General features: G+C 74.3%; 13 protein-coding genes. 9 read left to right on the top strand and 4 right to left on the bottom strand.

What is annotated here, in order from left to right:
• Both DT076_RS08965 and DT076_RS08970 read right to left on the bottom strand, forming a co-directional pair.
• Nucleotides 1-1731, bottom strand: a complete 1731-nt coding sequence (locus DT076_RS08965; RefSeq protein WP_114126349.1) for an ABC transporter ATP-binding protein — start codon at nucleotides 1729-1731, stop codon at nucleotides 1-3.
• Nucleotides 1728-2843 (bottom strand): P-loop NTPase family protein, encoded by a 1116-nt coding sequence (locus DT076_RS08970; RefSeq protein WP_199539079.1) that lies wholly within the window; start codon nucleotides 2841-2843, stop codon nucleotides 1728-1730. Before DT076_RS08970 ends, DT076_RS08965 begins: the two co-directional genes overlap by 4 nt.
• Before the next feature lie 302 nt (nucleotides 2844-3145).
• On the opposite strand from DT076_RS08970, the gene DT076_RS08975 reads away from it, so the two are divergent.
• Nucleotides 3146-4408: an MFS transporter gene (locus DT076_RS08975; RefSeq protein ID WP_114126350.1), complete on the top strand. Its 1263-nt coding sequence runs from the start codon at nucleotides 3146-3148 to the stop codon at nucleotides 4406-4408.
• A gap of 177 nt (nucleotides 4409-4585) precedes the next feature.
• Here the strand turns inward: DT076_RS08975 and DT076_RS08980 are convergent, their stop codons facing one another.
• Nucleotides 4586-6601, bottom strand: coding sequence for a beta-galactosidase (locus DT076_RS08980; protein ID WP_114126351.1), 2016 nt, complete (start codon nucleotides 6599-6601; stop codon nucleotides 4586-4588).
• A gap of 124 nt (nucleotides 6602-6725) precedes the next feature.
• Here DT076_RS08980 and DT076_RS08985 point away from each other — a divergent pair, with 124 nt between their 5' ends.
• Nucleotides 6726-7106, top strand: a complete 381-nt coding sequence (locus DT076_RS08985; RefSeq protein ID WP_114126352.1) for a DnaJ family domain-containing protein — start codon at nucleotides 6726-6728, stop codon at nucleotides 7104-7106.
• Between the two features lie 6 nt (nucleotides 7107-7112).
• Here the strand turns inward: DT076_RS08985 and DT076_RS08990 are convergent, their stop codons facing one another.
• A complete protein-coding gene (locus tag DT076_RS08990) occupies nucleotides 7113-8669 on the bottom strand; it encodes an alkaline phosphatase D family protein (RefSeq protein WP_199539080.1) in 1557 nt (518 codons plus the stop codon).
• A gap of 129 nt (nucleotides 8670-8798) precedes the next feature.
• Here DT076_RS08990 and DT076_RS08995 point away from each other — a divergent pair, with 129 nt between their 5' ends.
• From DT076_RS08995 to DT076_RS09025, 7 genes are all read left to right on the top strand, one after another.
• On the top strand, nucleotides 8799-9449 hold the full coding sequence (locus tag DT076_RS08995) for an alpha/beta fold hydrolase (RefSeq protein WP_114126353.1): 651 nt from the start codon (nucleotides 8799-8801) through the stop codon (nucleotides 9447-9449).
• Between the two features lie 10 nt (nucleotides 9450-9459).
• A complete protein-coding gene (gene purF, locus DT076_RS09000) occupies nucleotides 9460-11016 on the top strand; it encodes an amidophosphoribosyltransferase (protein ID WP_114126354.1) in 1557 nt (518 codons plus the stop codon).
• Nucleotides 11013-12068, top strand: a complete 1056-nt coding sequence (gene purM, locus DT076_RS09005) for a phosphoribosylformylglycinamidine cyclo-ligase (RefSeq protein ID WP_114126355.1) — start codon at nucleotides 11013-11015, stop codon at nucleotides 12066-12068. The genes purF and purM overlap by 4 nt, the downstream gene beginning before the upstream one ends.
• Nucleotides 12069-12209: 141 nt before the next feature.
• Nucleotides 12210-12428: a DUF3073 domain-containing protein gene (locus tag DT076_RS09010; RefSeq protein WP_114126356.1), complete on the top strand. Its 219-nt coding sequence runs from the start codon at nucleotides 12210-12212 to the stop codon at nucleotides 12426-12428.
• Between the two features lie 54 nt (nucleotides 12429-12482).
• Entirely contained in the window at nucleotides 12483-13889 is a 1407-nt protein-coding gene (locus tag DT076_RS09015) for a DUF4870 domain-containing protein (RefSeq protein ID WP_114126357.1), read from the top strand.
• A gap of 10 nt (nucleotides 13890-13899) precedes the next feature.
• Nucleotides 13900-14868: an alpha/beta hydrolase gene (locus DT076_RS09020; RefSeq protein ID WP_114126358.1), complete on the top strand. Its 969-nt coding sequence runs from the start codon at nucleotides 13900-13902 to the stop codon at nucleotides 14866-14868.
• Nucleotides 14869-15014: 146 nt separating this feature from the next.
• The gene (locus tag DT076_RS09025) at nucleotides 15015-16406 is read left to right on the top strand and encodes an NAD(P)/FAD-dependent oxidoreductase (protein WP_114126359.1); all 1392 of its coding nucleotides are present in this window, start codon (nucleotides 15015-15017) and stop codon (nucleotides 16404-16406) included.
• Nucleotides 16407-16446: the final 40 nt, after the last annotated feature.

The raw sequence follows: 16446 nt of genomic DNA on the forward strand, positions 1-16446 counted from the left end.
TCAGCTCCTTCCGGCCAGGGCGGCCACGGGTCGCGGGTCGGCGGCGAAGAGCCGCGCGGTGGGTCCGTCGCCGGTCAGCAGCAGCGCGGGCGGGCCGGTCTCGACGACGCGGCCGTCCTGCAGGCACCACACCTCGTCGGCGCGTTCGACGAGCTCGCGGCGGTGGGTGACGACCAGGGCGGTGCCGGAGTGGTCCGCGAGTACCCGGTCGACCACCCGGCTGGCCTCGGTGTCGAGGTGGCTCTCGGCCTCGTCCAGCACCAGCAGCGGCGGACGTCCCAGCGCGGCCCGGGCGACCGCGACCCGGCCGCGCTGCCCGGCCGACAGCCGGCTGCCGGACTCGCCGACGTCGGTGCGCCAGCCGTCGGGCAGCTCGGCGGCCAGCTCGTCCAGGCCGCAGAGCGTGCTGATCCGGGCCAGCTCGGCCTCGTCCACGCGCGGGTTGCGGTAGGTGACGTTGCGCCGCAGGCTGCCGCGCAGCAGCGGGAGGTCGGGGCTGGCGATGCCGACCGCGGCCCGCACCGAGGCGAGCGAGCGGTGCCGGACGTCCTGGCCGTCGATGCAGACCTGTCCGGCGTCGGGGTCCGACAGCCGGGCCACCAGGGCCACCAGGGTGCTCTTGCCCGCGCCGTTGGCGCCGACCACCGCGACCCGGCGGCCACCGCGGACCCGCAGGGTGACGTCGGCCAGTGCCTCGCCGAGGCTGACCCGCTCGATCTCCACCGCGCCGGTGCGCACCTCCAGGTCGGGCTGGTCGGCGGGGTCGGGCAGCGGCGGGATGTCGAGGAAGCCGTGGACGGCCCGGCGGGCGATCCGCGCGCCGGCGGCGTACTCGGCCACCCGGCCGAGGTCGCGCAGGTAGCCCCCGAGCAGCCCGGCGAGGCTGACCGCGGCGAGCACGGTACCGGCGCTGGCGCGTCCCTCCCGCACCTCGAAGGCGCCCACCAGCAGCGCGGCCACGCCGGCAGCGGCCGCGGCACCCTCGGCGATCGCACGGACGGTGCCGGAGGCGCCGGCCTGGTCGACCATCGCGTCGGCGACCCGCTGGCTGCGCCGCTGCACCCGGCGGCGCTCACGGTCCTCCTGACCGGCCGACTGCAGCACGCCGAGCTGGGTGAGCCGCTCGGTGACCTCCCCGGTCAGCCGGGAGCGGCGCCGGCGGGACGCCCGCGCGGTGTGCAGCAGCCGGGGGGAGGCGGCCCAGGTCGCCAGGGCGCCAGCCACCAGCACCCCGCCGACCGCGGCGGCCAGGGCGGGGTTCATCACCGCCAGCGCGGCGAGCACCAGCCCGACCGCCACGCCGGCGACCAGCAGCCGGGCGAGCCCGCGGCCGACCCACAGCCGCAGCGCGGAGAGGTCGCCGGCGAAGCGGAGCAGCATGCTGCCGCGGTGGCGGCGTCCGAGCTCGCGTGCCGGCACCCGGGTGAGGTGGGCGAAGAGCACGTCGCGCACCTCCTGCACGTAGTGCTGGGCCACCTGCTCCGAGGCCAGCCGCTCCGCGCCGCGGAACAGCGCCGAGCCGAGCACCGCGCCGGCCAGCCCGGCGACCAGCCAGCCCACCGCACCGGTGGGCAGCGGGGCCGGGACGGCGCGGCCGGTGCCGACCAGCAGGTCGAACCCGCGCTGCACCAGGACCGCGATCGAGACGGCGGTGAAGGCCTGGCCGACGCCGATGCCGACCAGCCGGGCGAACGCCCACCGCCGCGGGCGGGCCAGTGGCCGGGGGATCACCGGCGCGCCGCCAGCTGGTGGAACAGCTCGGCCGCCGCGGACGGATCACCCAGCCGGGGCAGCGACCACAGGGGCTCCGAGGTGGCGGCCTCAGCCTCGGCCACCGCCAGCGGGGAGGCGGTGAGCACCCCGCTCAGCCCGAGCACCGGCAGCCCGCGCTCGCGCAGCCAGGCCGAGCCGGCGGCCGCGCCGAGGGCGTCCCGGGCGGCGAACAGCACGCCGTCCACCCGCTCGATGAACCGGGGGTCGGTGAGCAGCGTCGCCGACTCCTCGTGGAACAGCCCGTCGGCGACCTCGAGCACGACGACGTCGCAGCCGTCCCCGGCCAGCCGGTCGGTGAGCTCGGTGAAGATGCGGCGGACCTCGGCCGGACCGGTCCGGTAGGTGGTGGGCACGCCGGCGGAGGTGAAGTCGTAGACCGGGTCGGCGCCGGCGTCGCCCAGCAGCCAGACGTCCCCGCCGGCGCCGGTCCCGGTGACCTTGGCCGCCCCGACCCGCAAGCCGGCCAGCCGCAGCCCGCGCACCAGGTGGGCGGCACTGGTGGTCTTGCCGGCGTTCATCGACGCGCCGACGACGGCCACGGTGACGGGACGCCGGGCCGGTGCGGGCGCCGGCGGGAGCGCGGCCGAGCGCAGGTTGATGCGGCGGCCCTCGGCGTCCAGCAGCAGACCGGTGGGCTCGAGGGTGGTGGCCGAGCCCATCCGGTCGTGGGCCGACTCGACCCGTCCGGCCAGGCCACCGGCGGCCACGAGGTGGCAGGGTGCGAGGTCGTCGGGGACTCCGGCGTGGAACTGGTCGGGGGCGTAGCGGGCGCCGTAGCAGACCACGACGTCGTCGCCGGGGAAGAGGCTGGCCCGGCGGCCGTCGCGCAGCTCCAGGCGCGGGTGCTGGCCGACGCTGACCACCCGCGCGAGCACCAGGTCGCCGGCCGCGGGCACTCCCTCGAGCTCGACCCGGGTCACGCCCGCGGTGCTCACCCGCCGGGTGGTGTAGGCGTGCTTGGCGCGGGCCACCCGGTCCGGGTCGAGGTCGCCGGTCCGCGCCGCCCCGGCCGGCACCGGGTCGGTGCGCAGGTCGGTCAGCGGGGTGGGCAGGTCGGTCAGGACGGACATCACGTACTCCTCGCACGGGGGTGTCGGACGACCCGACCCTGCGCGGCCGGCATGATGCCCCGATGACGCGTCGATGAGAGAGTCATCATCGCGACCTCAGGACTTCAGCGCCTTCCCCATCCCAGCGCCCTGAGCCTGTCGAAGGGCGAGCACCGGGCCGCAGGGGAACAGGTACGCCAGCACCTCGGAGTCGTCGGCAGACGCGGGTAGACTGCGGCCAGAGCACGGGGTCCCGTGCGCCGGGTGGCAGGGACGGCGCACACCACGACCGGCGCACCCGCGCCGCACCCTGGAGCTCTGCGATGTCCCACTCCTCCGCCGTACCCGGCTACCGGCAGCTGTTCGCGCTGACCGGTCCCTGGTTCGCCCCCGTCGCCTTCGTCGCCCGGCTGCCGCTGGCGATGGCCCAGCTCGGCAGCCTGCTGCTCGTCTCCGGCGTCACCGGCTCCTACGGCGCGGGCGGTCTCACCGCCGGCGCGCTGGCCGTCGCCAACGCCGTGGTCGCGCCGCTGGCCGGTGCGCTTGCCGACCGGGTCGGCCAGCGTCCGGTGCTGCTGGTCCAGTCGATCGGGGCCGCGCTCGCCCTGCTGGCGCTCGTGCTGACCGCCACCCCCGGACGTCCGCTGGTGCTGGTGCTCGGCTGCGCCGCCATCGCCGGGGCGCTCCTCCCGCAGGCCGGCACCCTGGCCCGGGTCCGCTGGCGGCTGCTCGCCTCCCGGGCCGAACGTCCCCGGCTCACCGAGACCGCCTTCGCCTACGAGGGCGCAGCCGACGAGGCCTCCTTCGTCCTCGGCCCGGCGCTGGTGGGTCTGCTGGCCGCCCTGGTCGCACCCGCCGGTGCGCTGCTGGTGGCCGCCGCCCTGGTGGTCGTCTTCGGGCTGGCCTTCGCGCTGCACCCCTCGGCCACGCTGACCCGTCCCGACCGCAGCCTGCCCACCACGACCGGCGGTGGGCCGCTGCTGCCGCCCGGGCTCGCCGTCCTGCTGCTGGCCATGCTCGGCGTCGGGATGGTGTTCGGTTCGGTGCAGACCGGCAACTCGGTGCTGGCCACCGCCGCCGGGGAGCCCGGGCTGACCGGCGGCCTGCACGCCCTGCTCGGGGTGGGCAGCGTACTGGCCGGGCTGCTCGTGCCGGCCCTGCCCGCCCGCTGGACGCTGCGCCGCCGGCTGCTCGTCTCCGCCGCCGCGCTGCTGGTGCTCAGCCTGCCGCTGCTGGCTGTCAGCACCCTGCTGCCGCTGTCGGTGGTGCTGCTGGTGCTCGGGCTGAGCATCGCCCCGACGATGATCACGCTGTTCTCACTGGTGGCCGAGGTCGCCCCGCCGCAGCGGATCACCACCGCGCTCACCCTGCTCGCCGGCACCACCGGCGTCGGCTACGCGCTCGGCTCGGGACTGGCCGGACGGCTGGCCGACTGGGGCGGGCACACCCCGGCCTACGCGGTCACGGTCGCCGCCGGTGCGCTGGCGGCGGGGATGGCCCTGGCCGCCCAGCGGTCCGCGTCCGTCCCGCAGCGGGTCGCCGACCGGGTGGACGCAGGGGCGTCCGGCCCGACCACCACCCGCTGACCCCCCGACGCACCTCGTCGACCGCAACCTCCCCGACCCGCCCGTCCCTGCACGCGAGTGTGGCCGGGACGTCGTCTGGGTCAGGCGCGAGACGACGTGTCGTCCACACTCGCGGGCGGGGGTCAGGCGGGGGTCAGGCGGGGGTCAGGCGGGGGTCAGGCGGGGGCCAGGCGGGGGTCAGCGCTCGGCGACGACCGCCACCCTGCCGGCGGGGACGCGGAGCAGGCCGTCGACGTCGGCGCCGGCCACCAGGTCGCGGCCGGTGGCCGGCAGCGTCGCCTCGGTGGCGGTGTGGTTGATGACGAAGAGGTAGGACGCGCCGTCGGTGCCGTGGCGGCGCACCACCTCCACGCCCGGCAGCACGTCGGCCTCCGGCTCGACGCCGGCCTCGGCCAGCACCCGCTCGACCAGCCGGGCCACACCCACCTCGTCGGGACGGGTGGCGACGTACCAGGCCGCGCCCTCGCCCACCACGTTGCGGGTGACCGCCGGTCCGCCGGCCAGCGGCCCGTCCACCCAGCGGTGCACCGCCTCGGCACCCTCCAGCCGGGTGTGCTCGCTCCACAGGTCCGCGGTGGTGCCGTCGTCGAGGGTCAGCCGCTCGTCCTCCTGCAGCGGGAAGAACTCCTCGGTCCGGACGCCCAGCAGCTCGCGGAACGCGCCGGGGTAGCCGCCGAGGTAGACGTGGTCGTGCTCGTCCACCGTCCCGCTGAGGAAGGTGACCAGCGCCGAGGCGCCGCCGCGGACCGCCTCGGCCACCCCGGCCGCGTCGGCGTCGGAGACGCTGTGCAGGGTGGGCAGCACCACCGCGCGGTAGCCGGTGAGGTCGGCCCCGGCCGGCACCACGTCGACGGTGACCCCGCGACGCCACAGCGCGCGGTACCAGCGCAGCACCTCCTCGGGGTAGCTCAGCGCCGACGTGGGGTGGAAGTCGGCCTCGACCGCCCACCACGACGGGTAGTCGAAGACCAGCGCCACCGACGCCCGCACCCGCGACCCGCGGACCGGCGCCAGCTCGCCCAGCACCCGGCCCAGCTCGACGGTGTTCCGCCACACCGCGCTGTCGGTGCCGGTGTGCGGGACCATCCCGGAGTGGTACTTCTCCGCACCCGCCACCGACTGCCGCCACTGGAAGAACATCACCGCGTCCGCCCCGCGGGCGACGTGGGTGAGGGAGTTGCGCAGCATCTCACCGGCCCCCTTGGCCCGGTTGCGGGGCTGCCAGTTCACCGCCGAGGTGGAGTGCTCCATCAGCATCCACGGGTCTCCGCCGGCCACCCCGCGGCTGAGGTCGGCGCTGAAGGCCAGGTCGACGTAGCCCTCGGGGTCGGCCGCCACCAGGTAGTGGTCGTTGGCGATGACGTCGAGGTCGCCGGCCCAGCTGAAGTAGTCCATCCACTTCGCGTTGGGCAGCATCAGGTTGGTGGTGGTCGGCACCGCCGGGGTGACCTCGCGCAGCACGTCGCGCAGCGCCCGGTAGTGGGTGAGCAGCTCGTCGGAGGAGAACCGTGCGAAGTCGAGCTGCTGGGTGGGGTTCAGCCCGGTCGGTGAGGCCCGCGGCGGCTGCACCTCGGCGAAGGAGTCGTAGCGCTGGGACCAGAACGCGGTGCCCCAGGCGGCGTTGAGCGCCTCGACGTCTCCGTAGCGCTCCTCGAGCCAGCGCCGGAACGCCACGGCGGCGTTCTCGGAGTAGTCGTGCGGGACGTGGCAGCCGAGCTCGTTGTCGACGTGCCACAGCGCCAGCGCCGGGTGGTCGCGGTAGCGCTCGGCCATCCGCCGGGTCATCGCCACGGCGTAGGAGCGGAACATCGGGGAGGAGACGGCATAGGCCTGCCGGCTGCCCTGGCCCAGGACCACACCCTCGGCGGTCACCGGCAGGATCTCCGGGTGGTTCGTGGTCAGCCACGGCGGCGGGGACGCCGTCGCGGTGGCCAGCGCGACCCGGATGCCACCGGCGTGCAGCCGGTCCAGCACGGCGTCCAGCCACTCGAAGGTGTACTCGCCCTCGCGCGGCTCGAGCTGGGCCCAGGAGAAGATGGCGACGCTGACCAGGTTCACCCCGGCCAGCTGCATCAGCTCGACGTCCTCCAGCTGGGTCTCCAGCGGCCACTGCTCGGGGTTGTAGTCCCCGCCGTAGGCCAGACCGGGGACGTCCACCGGCCAGGGACGGGCGGGGGTGGGGGACTCGGTCATGGGGCGCCTCTCCGGATCGGTGGCGGGCCCGCAGGTCGGGCACCGGCCGGCAGGACGCTACGGAGCACGCGCTGGCGGCGTCAATCGACTCCCGGCGCGTCCGAGCGGCGCCTAAGGTGGGCCCATGGCCCCGTTCGAGAACTGGATCGACCGGCAGATCCGCGAGGCCACCGAGCGCGGGGAGTTCAGTGGCCTCAAGGGTGAGGGCAAGCCGCTGGCGGGGCTCGACCGCGGTGGTGACGACTGGTGGATCCGGCAGAAGCTCGAGGACGAGGACCTCACCGGTGCCCTGCCCACCAGCCTCAGCCTGCGCCGCGAGCGGGAGCGGATCCAGGAGGTGCTGGCCGAGGCCCGCACCGAGCAGGCCGCCCGCGAGCTCGTCGAGGACCTCAACGCCCGCATCCGCCACTCCCACCGCCGGGCGGTGCAGGGCCCACCGATCTTCATCCGCACCCTCGACGTCGAGGAGACGATCGCCGAGTGGCGCCGCCGCCGTCGGAGCTGACGGCGCCTAGACCTCGATCGCGCCCGGACGCCCGTCCTCGACCACGAACGAGCGCAGCACCTCCGCCGGGGAGTCCGGACGTCCGACCGTGTCAACCATCACGAGATCGGTCCGCCATTCGTCGGCCGTGACGACGTGGCGCTGGTAGCCGCGACGGTCGCCGTCGAAGAACTTCATGTGCGGGTTGTACCTGATCATGGGCCCGTAGTACGGCCCGTACGGGGTGCCGTCGCCGTTGGTGCTGATCGAGGTGCCGACGAACTCGGTCGCCACCACCGGGCTGCCGGGGGTGTCGAAGTCGCGGTGGATGTCGTTGACGAAGGTCGAGTGCCAGTCGCCGGTGACGAAGACCGGGTTGCTCAGCCCCGCGCCGACCACCTGCTCCAGCAGCCGGTTGCGGGCGGCGGGGAAGCCGTCCCAGGCGTCGTGCCACAGCAGGTCGCCGAGGTCGCCGTCGTGGTCGAGCCGGGCCACCATCACGTTGTTGCCGAAGATGTTCCAGCGGGCGGTGCTGGCCGCGATCCCGGCCGCCAGCCACTGCTCCTGCTCCGCACCCAGCATGGTGATGGACGGGTCGTAGGCCGCCGCGCAGGCCTGTGCCTCGCCCCAGCCGCAGGGCGGGGCGTCGCGGTACTGCCGGCCGTCGAGCATGTCGACCTGGGCCAGGGAACCCCAGTGCAGCCGGCGGTAGATCCGCACCGCGTCCTGCTTGACCAGCAGCGCGGCCCGCAGCGGCTGGTGCTCCCAGTAGGCCTGGTAGGCCGCGGCGCGGGCGGCCGGGGCGCCGCCGGGCTGCTCGTCCTCCCAGCCGCCGGCGTAGTCGTTGGTGTACTCGTGGTCGTCCCAGGTGGTGATGAACGGCACCTTCGCGTGCAGCGCCTGCAGCTGCTCGTCCTGCTTGTACAGCGCGTGCCGGGCCCGCCACTGGGTCAGCGTCCGCGGGGCGGGCCGGCAGACCTCGGGCACGGGGGTGCCGCGGTAGCCGGCGGTGGCACCCATCGCGTACTCGTAGACGTAGTCGCCCAGGTGCAGCACGAAGTGCGGGTCGTCGGCCAGCACGTGCGGGAAGGAGGAGAAGAAGCCGTCCTCGTACTTCTGGCACGACATCGAGGCGAACCGCAGCTCGGAGGCGTCCGCCCCGGCCGCTGGCGCGGTGCGGGCCCGGCCGACCGCGCTGGCCTCCCGACCGACGAAGAAGCGGTAGAAGTACTCGCGGTCGGGCTGCAGACCCTGGACGTCCACGTGCACGCTGTGCGCCCAGCGCGCCTCGGCCGCCGCCACCCCGCGGGCCACCACGTGGCGCATCCGCTCGTCGGTGGCGACCTGCCAGCGCACCGGCACCCGGCGGGCGCCGCCCATGCCGAAGTCGTCGGCGAAGGGCTCCGGCGCGAGCCGGGTCCACAGCACGAAGCCGGTGGGCTCCGGGTCACCCGAGGCGATGCCGAGGGTGAAGGGGTGCTCGATCCGCGGAGCGGCCTCGACCAGGGCGGGAGCGCCGCTGAGCCCGAGGCCCAGACCGGCGGCGCCGGCCACGAAGGCCCGGCGGGGGAGGGAGGTGGTCACGGGTCGATCCCAACCCCGCCCCGGGACGCCCAGGCGGCCGGTGGTTGAACGCGGCGTGAACACCGCTGACCAAGCCGGCGCCGACCGTCCGCCCGGCACCCGACGGGGACGTCCTAGCCTGGCCGGGCGATGACGGACGGGGCGACGGTGACGCGGCGGCTGCGGGTGACCCCGCCGCCGGTCCCGGTGCGGGCGGTGGTCCTGCTGCTCCACGGCGGTTGGCCCCGCAGCTCGCTGCGGATCGGGGCCTGGTACCCGCCGGTGCAGCAGATCCGGCGGCTGGCCCGCCACCTGGCGCGGACGCTCGGCGCCCGTGGTGTCGCGGTGGTCGAGGTGCAGAACCGGCTGCGCGGCTGGAACGCACCCGAGCTGCCGGCGGTCGCGGATGCCCGCGAGGCCGCGGCCGAGGTGCGCCGCCGCTGGCCGGACGTCCCGCTGGTGCTGCTGGGCTGCTCGATGGGCGCCCGGGTGGCTGCGCGGCTGGCCGGGGAGACCGATGTCGCCGGCGTGGTGGCCCTCACGCCCTGGTGGCCCGAGCCCCAGCCCGGGCTGGCCGGCACCCCGACGGTGGTGGTGTGCGGCACCTGGGACGTCCTCACCCCGGTCTGGCGGGCCCGACGCGTCGTCGAGGCGTTGCGGGCGACCGGGACACCGGTGCACGCCGTCGAGCTGACCGGGGCCGGCCACCTCATGCTGGTCCGGCGCCCGGCGTGGTTCCGGGCCGCGGTCGACGGGGTCGAGCGGGTGCTGGATGGGTCGTTCTCTGGAACGAGCCGATAGGCTGGCTGCCGTGCCTCGTCCCGACGGTCGTCTGAACCACGACATCGACCCCGAAGAGCGCGGCCCCCAGGACGCCTGCGGGGTCTTCGGCGTGTGGGCTCCGGGTGAGGAGGTCGCCAAGCTGACCTTCTTCGGGCTCTACGCCCTGCAGCACCGCGGCCAGGAGTCGGCCGGCATCGCGGTCAGCAACGGCAGCCAGATCATGGTCTTCAAGGACATGGGCCTGGTCAGCCAGATCTTCGACGAGTCGACCCTCGCGTCGCTGCAGGGTGACGTCGCCATCGGCCACACCCGCTACTCCACCACCGGCGCCAGCGTGTGGAACAACGCCCAGCCGACCTTCCGCCCCACCGCCACCGGCGGCCTGGCGCTCGGCCACAACGGAAACCTCACCAACACCGACGAGCTCGAGGCCTGGCTGGAGAGCCGCCCGAACGCCCAGCCGGTGAGCCACAAGGTGACCATGGACTCCAGCAACGACACCTCGCTGGTGACCGCGCTGCTCGCCACCTACGACGACCTCACGGTCGAGGAGGCGGCGATGGAGGTGCTGCCGCGGCTGCGCGGGGCGTTCTGCCTGGTGTTCATGGACAACGACACCATCTACGCCGCCCGCGACCCGCAGGGCATCCGCCCGCTGGTGCTGGGCCGGCTGGAGAAGGGCTGGGTGGTGGCCAGCGAGACCGCCGCCCTCGACATCGTCGGCGCCGCCTTCGTCCGCGAGATCGAGCCGGGTGAGCTGGTCGCGATCGACGTCGACGGCCTGCGCAGCCAGCGCTTCGCCGAGCCGGAGCCCAAGGGCTGCCTGTTCGAGTACGTCTACCTGGCCCGTCCCGACACCACCATCAGCGGACGCCGGGTGCACTCCGCCCGGGTGCGGATCGGGCGCCAGCTGGCCCGCGAGCACCCGGTCGAGGCCGACCTGGTCATCCCGGTCCCGGAGTCGGGGACGCCGGGCGCGATCGGCTACGCCGAGGAGTCCGGCATCCCCTACGGCCAGGGCCTGGTGAAGAACTCCTACGTGGGTCGGACCTTCATCCAGCCCAGCCAGACCATCCGCCAGCTCGGCATCCGGCTCAAGCTCAACCCGCTGCGCGACGTCATCGAGGGCAAGCGGCTGGTGGTGGTCGACGACTCCATCGTGCGCGGCAACACCCAGCGGGCGCTGGTGCGGATGCTGCGCGAGGCGGGTGCCGCGGAGGTGCACGTGCGGATCTCCTCCCCGCCGGTGCGCTGGCCCTGCTTCTACGGGATCGACTTCGCCACCCGCGCCCAGCTGATCGCCAACGGCCTCGGGGTGGAGGAGATCTGCACCTCGATCGGCGCGGACTCCCTGGGCTACATCTCCCTCGACGGCCTGGTCGAGGCCACCACGGTGCCCAAGGACGACCTCTGCCGGGCCTGCTTCGACGGCGTCTACCCGGTCGAGATCCCGATGCGCGAGCGCACCGGCCGTCACGCCATCGACGCCTCCACCCAGCCGGCGCTCGAGCTCGACGGGCCGGACGCGGAGGAGGCCCGGCCGACCGCCGGCACCCGGCGGCCGCAGGCGGTGGAGATCCGATGACGACCACGCCGTCCGCCTACGCCCGTGCCGGGGTCGACATCGAGGCCGGCGACCGGGCCGTCGACCTGATCAAGACCTCCGTGGTGCGCACCCGCCGGCCGGAGGTGATCGGCGGTCTCGGCGGTTTCGCCGGCCTCTTCGACGCCGGTGAGCTGCTCCGCCGCTACTCCCACCCGGTGCTGGCGACCTCCACCGACGGCGTCGGCACCAAGGTCGCCATCGCCCAGGCGATGGACGTCCACACCACCATCGGGCGCGACCTGGTGGGGATGCTGGTCGACGACCTGGTGGTCTGCGGCGCCGAGCCGCTGTTCGTCACCGACTACATCGCCTGCGGGCAGCTCGTCCCCGAGCGGGTCGCCGACATCGTCGCCGGCATCGCCGAGGGCTGCGTGCAGGCGGGGGCGGCCCTGCTGGGTGGGGAGACCGCCGAGCACCCCGGGCTGCTCGAGCCCGACGAGTACGACGTCGCCGGCGCCACCACCGGGGTGGTCGAGCGGGACGCCATGCTCGGCGCCGAGCGCGTCCGCGCCGGTGACGTGCTGGTGGCGATGGCCTCCTCCGGGCTGCACTCCAACGGCTACTCGCTGGTGCGCAAGGTCGTCGCCGACGTCGGCTGGGCGCTGGACCGCGACGTGCCCGAGTTCGGGCGGACCCTCGGTGAGGAGCTGCTCGAGCCGACCCGCATCTACGCCCTGGACTGCCTGGCGCTGATCGAGGCCTGCGAGGTGCACGTGATGAGCCACGTCACCGGCGGCGGGCTGGCCAACAACCTGGCCCGGGTGCTGCCCGAGCGGCTGTCGGCCACCGTCGAACGCAGCAGCTGGCAGCTGCCCCCGGTGTTCGACGTCGTCCAGCGGGTCGGCGGCATCAGCACCCCCGACATCGAGGCCACCCTCAACATGGGGGTCGGCATGGTGGCGGTCGTGCCCGAGGACGCTGCGGCCACGGCGCTGGCCACCCTGACCGACCGCGGCGTCCCGGCCTGGGTCTGCGGACGGGTCGAGGACACGCCCGGCGGGACGGTGGAGCTGGTCGGCGAGCACCGCTGACCGGCTCGGGGAGCCGCCCGGGAAACCCCGGGCGGACGCTGCTTTGCGTGCCCGGACCGCTCGGGTAGATTGAGCCCCACGAAGATGACCACACAGAGCCGCGGTACCGCCGCGCGCTGATGAAGCGAGGGGGTCGCCCGTATGGGACGCGGCCGTGCGAAGGCAAAGCAGACCAAGGTCGCCCGTGAGCTGAAGTACCGGTCGGTGGACACGGACTTCTCCTCCCTGGAGCGCGAGCTGGCGGGTCGCCCCGTCGACGACCACCACGAGGTCCCCGATCCGTATGCCGACCTGGCGGACAAGTACGCCGTCGACGACGACGAGGGCGACGAGGTCGGTCAGTACCGCCGCTCAGGGTGAGGCCGGGGTCCGAGCTGCTACCAGGCGGCCGGACGCGCCACTAGCCTGTGCGGCATGACTGAGCCTCGTTTCCCGCAGGACCGGCAGCCCGAGAGCCCCGACAGCGTCGAGCAGTCGTGGGAGCTCGGTCCGGACGCCGATCCGGCTCGAACCCAGGACGCCGACCCGCAGCAGGATGAGGCAGGCCCCGTCCAGGGTGGTGACTACGCCGGCCCCAGCTACTCCACGCCGTCGTACCACCAGCCGGGTGGCCCGGGCGACCAGCCCGCGCCGGCCAGCGCCGACCAGGGCTCCTACGGCACGTCGGCCGAGACCGGTGCCGGATCGGCGCCGCAGCCCACCCAGCCGCTCCCGTCGGCCGAGCAGCTCGACGACCCGGACGCCGCCGACGCGCCCTCCGACGCCGGGCAGGAGTCCGGGGCATCCGGGGGCGCGCCGTACCCGACCGGCCAGTACCAGGCGGGCACCGGCGGCGACGCGACGTTCGGCTCCGGGTCGGTGCCGTCGGCGCCGGAGCACCAGCCTGCCGACCCCTACGCCGCTCCGAGCGAGGCGTCCCGCCCGTACGCCCAGCAGGGGCAGCCGGCCGCGGACCCCTACGCGCAGCAGGGCCCGTACTCCCAACCCAGCGCGAACCAGTACGGCCAGCAGGGCGGGTACTCCCAGCCCAGCGCCGACCCGTACGCCCAGCAGGGCCCCTACTCCCAGCCCAGCGCGAACCAGTACGGCCAGCAGGGCGGGTACTCCCAGCCCAGCGCCGACCCGTACGCCCAGCCGGGCCCGTACTCCCAGCCCAGCGCGAACCAGTACGGCCAGGGCGGGTACTCCCAGCCGGGCGCCGACCCGTACGGCCAGCCGGGCGGGTACTCCCAGCCGGGCGCCGATCCCTACGCCCAGCAGGGCCCCTACTCCCAGCCGAGCGCCGACCCGTACGCCCAGCAAGGGGGCGGGTACTCCCAGCCCAGCGCCAACCAGTACGCCCAGCCGGGTGGGTACGGCCAGTCCGGCCAGGACCCGTACGGCTACCCGGGCCAGCCCGGCTCGATGGCCCAGGGCGGCCCCGGTGCGCCGGGACAGCCCGGGTGGTCGCAGGGCGCGCCGGCCGGACCGCCGGTGAGCCAGAGCGACGAGAAGACGTGGGGCACCCTGGCCCACGTCGGCATGCTGGTCGGCGGCTTCCTCAGCACCGGCTTCCTGGCCTTCGTGGTGCCGCTGATCCTGTTCCTCGTCTACAAGGACCGCTCGCCGTGGCTGCGCTACAACGCGGTGCAGGCGCTGAACTTCGGCATCCTGGCCGCCATCGTGTCGGTGGTCAGCGTCATCCTCAGCACCGTGCTCATCGGCTTCCTCACCTGGCTGGCGATCGGCGTCCTGGGGCTGATCTTCGGCATCCAGGCGGCGATGAAGGCCAACAACGGCGAGTTCTACAAGTACCCGCTCAACGTCTCCTTCGTGAAGTGACGGGTCGGGCGTGACCGAGGACGTCAGCTGGCGTCCCGACGTCCTGCCCGGCTACGAGGCCACCGACCTGGCGCTGCCCCGGGCGCTGCCCGCGCCCGGGGAGGTGGAGGGCCCCATCTCGGCCACCCTCGTCCGGCGGGTCGCGGGTCGCGACACCTCCCGGGCCGTGCTCTACGTGCACGGCTGGAACGACTACTTCTTCCAGACCCACCTGGCCGACTTCCTCGCCGGGCTGGGCTTCGCCTTCTACGCGGTGGACCTGCGCCGCTACGGCCGCTCGACCCGGCCCGGGCAGGTGAGCGGCTGGATCACCGACCTCGAGCTCTACACCGAGGAGCTCGACGCCGCCCTCGACCTGGTGCAGGCCGAGCACCCCTCGGTCACCCTGATGGCCCACTCCACCGGCGGGCTGGTCGGCGCCCTGTGGGCCGACCAGCGACGCGGCGAGCTGGACGGGGTCATCCTCAACTCGCCGTGGCTGGACCTGCAGGGCTCGCAGATGCTGCGCACCCTCGGCTCGCCGCTCGTCAGCACACTCGGGCAGCGGCTGCCGACCGCGGTGCTGCCGCTGCCGGAGTCGAACCACTACTTCCGCAGCGTGCACGCCAGCCAGGAGGGGGCCTGGGACTACGACCTGGCCTGGAAGTCCAGCTCGTCCTGGCCGGTGCGCGCGGGCTGGCTGCGCGCCATCCTGCAGGGCCACCAGCGGGTGGCCGCCGGGCTGGCGATCGACTGCCCGGTGCTGGTGATGTGCTCGACCCGCAGCGACTTCCGCCGCAAGTGGCACGAGGACCTGCGGCTGGCCGATGTCGTCCTCGACGTCGAGCAGATCGCGACCCGCGCCGTCCGGCTGGGCCCGCACGTCACCGTGGTCCGCATCGCCGGTGGGATGCACGACCTCACGCTGTCCGACGAGCCGGCGCGCACCGTCGTCTTCGACGAGCTCCGGCGCTGGGTGCGGGCCTACCTGACCGGCTGAGTGGACGCCGTCGGGGGCACGCGGCGGCACAGGATCCGGCCCGCGTCCGGTGCTGTCCAGCGGATGAGGCCAACGTCACACCCGCGAGGCCCCCGAGGGGCCGCCCCCGATTTCCGGGTCCCGGGGCGAAGCGCAAGAATGAGGGCATGAGCACAGGACCCCACGTGGTGGTTGTCGGCGCGGGCTTCGCCGGAGTGGCCGCCGTCCGCCGGTTGACCAAGCTGGGATGCCGGGTGACCCTGGTCGACCGGCACCCCTACAACACCTTCCAGCCTCTGCTCTACCAGGTGGCCACCGGCGGTCTGAACCCCGGCGACGTCACCTACTCGCTGCGGGCGCTCGCCGCCAAGCAGCACCGTCGGCTCGCGCGCTTCCGCCGCGCCATGGTCACCGGCATCGACCGGGAGAAGCGCCAGGTCATCGTCGACGACGGCCCGCCGATCGACTACGACTACGTGGTGCTCGCCAACGGTGTGACCACCAACCACTTCGGCATCCCGGGCGCGGCGCACTACTCGCACTCGCTGTACACCCGCAAGCAGGCCATCGAGGTCCGCGACACCATCTTCGGTGCCATGGAGCGGCTCGCGGCCAACCCCGACGAGGCCGAGCGCGGGTTCACCGTGGTCGTCGTCGGCGGCGGCCCGACCGGGGTCGAGATGGCCGGCTCGCTGGCCGAGATGCGCACCTACGGCGTCCCCGTCGTCTACCCCGAGCTCAAGCCGGAGAACGTCCGGGTCGTGCTGGTGGAGATGATGGACGAGCTGCTCGGCCCCTTCGAGGCCGACCTGCGCGCCTACACCCGCAAGGAGCTGGAGGAGCGCGGGGTCGAGGTGCGCACCGGCACCGCGATCGCCGAGGTCCACGCCGACAGCGTCGACCTCAAGGGCGGCGAGACCATGCAGGCCGACCTGGTGATCTGGGCCGCCGGCATCGGTGGCTACAGCTTCGTCAAGGAGTGGGGTCTGGAGACCGGCCGCGGTGGCCGCATCCTGCTCGAGGACACGCTGCTGGCCAAGGGCGAGGAGCGGATCTTCGTCGCCGGTGACTGCGGCATGGTGGAGTCCGGCCCGCTGCCGCAGCTGGCGCCGGTGGCGATGCAGCAGGGCAAGCACGCCGCCGACAACGTGGTGGCGCTGGCCAAGGGCGAGCCGATGAAGCCGTTCAACTACGTCGACAAGGGCACGATGGCCACCATCGGCCGCAACGACGCCGTGGTCGAGCTGCGCGGCGGCATCAAGTTCAAAGGCTTCATCGCCTGGGCCGCCTGGGTGGCGCTGCACATCTACATGCTGCTGGGCGGCCGGAACCGGGCGCAGGCGTTCATCAGCCTGATGACCCGCTACCTGACCTTCCCGCGGAACTCGGTGGCCATCGTCGGTGACGTCGCCGACACCCCGGGGCGCAAGGAGTTCATCGCCTCCCTGGCCAAGGCCCGCGAGAACTCCGAGGGTGAGGTGGAGGGGTCCGACGTGCCGGAGCAGGGCACGGCGCAGGAGAACACCGAGACGCCGGCCCCGCAGGTCAGCCGGGCCTGACACGTCCCTCCGAGAGGGGTCCCGCCGGCCGGCGGGGCCC

The organism is Desertihabitans brevis, from assembly GCF_003327535.1.
Classification (GTDB): domain Bacteria; phylum Actinomycetota; class Actinomycetes; order Propionibacteriales; family Propionibacteriaceae; genus Desertihabitans; species Desertihabitans brevis.

Coding starts and splice junctions, on each gene's coding strand:
- DT076_RS08970 (WP_199539079.1), bottom strand. CDS start 2,843: ATGTCCGTCCTGACCGACCTGCCCACCCCGCTGACCGACCTGCGCACC.
- DT076_RS08975 (WP_114126350.1), top strand. CDS start 3,146: ATGTCCCACTCCTCCGCCGTACCCGGCTACCGGCAGCTGTTCGCGCTG.
- DT076_RS08980 (WP_114126351.1), bottom strand. CDS start 6,601: ATGACCGAGTCCCCCACCCCCGCCCGTCCCTGGCCGGTGGACGTCCCC.
- DT076_RS08985 (WP_114126352.1), top strand. CDS start 6,726: ATGGCCCCGTTCGAGAACTGGATCGACCGGCAGATCCGCGAGGCCACC.
- DT076_RS08995 (WP_114126353.1), top strand. CDS start 8,799: ATGACGGACGGGGCGACGGTGACGCGGCGGCTGCGGGTGACCCCGCCG.
- purM (WP_114126355.1), top strand. CDS start 11,013: ATGACGACCACGCCGTCCGCCTACGCCCGTGCCGGGGTCGACATCGAG.
- DT076_RS09010 (WP_114126356.1), top strand. CDS start 12,210: ATGGGACGCGGCCGTGCGAAGGCAAAGCAGACCAAGGTCGCCCGTGAG.
- DT076_RS09015 (WP_114126357.1), top strand. CDS start 12,483: ATGACTGAGCCTCGTTTCCCGCAGGACCGGCAGCCCGAGAGCCCCGAC.
- DT076_RS09025 (WP_114126359.1), top strand. CDS start 15,015: ATGAGCACAGGACCCCACGTGGTGGTTGTCGGCGCGGGCTTCGCCGGA.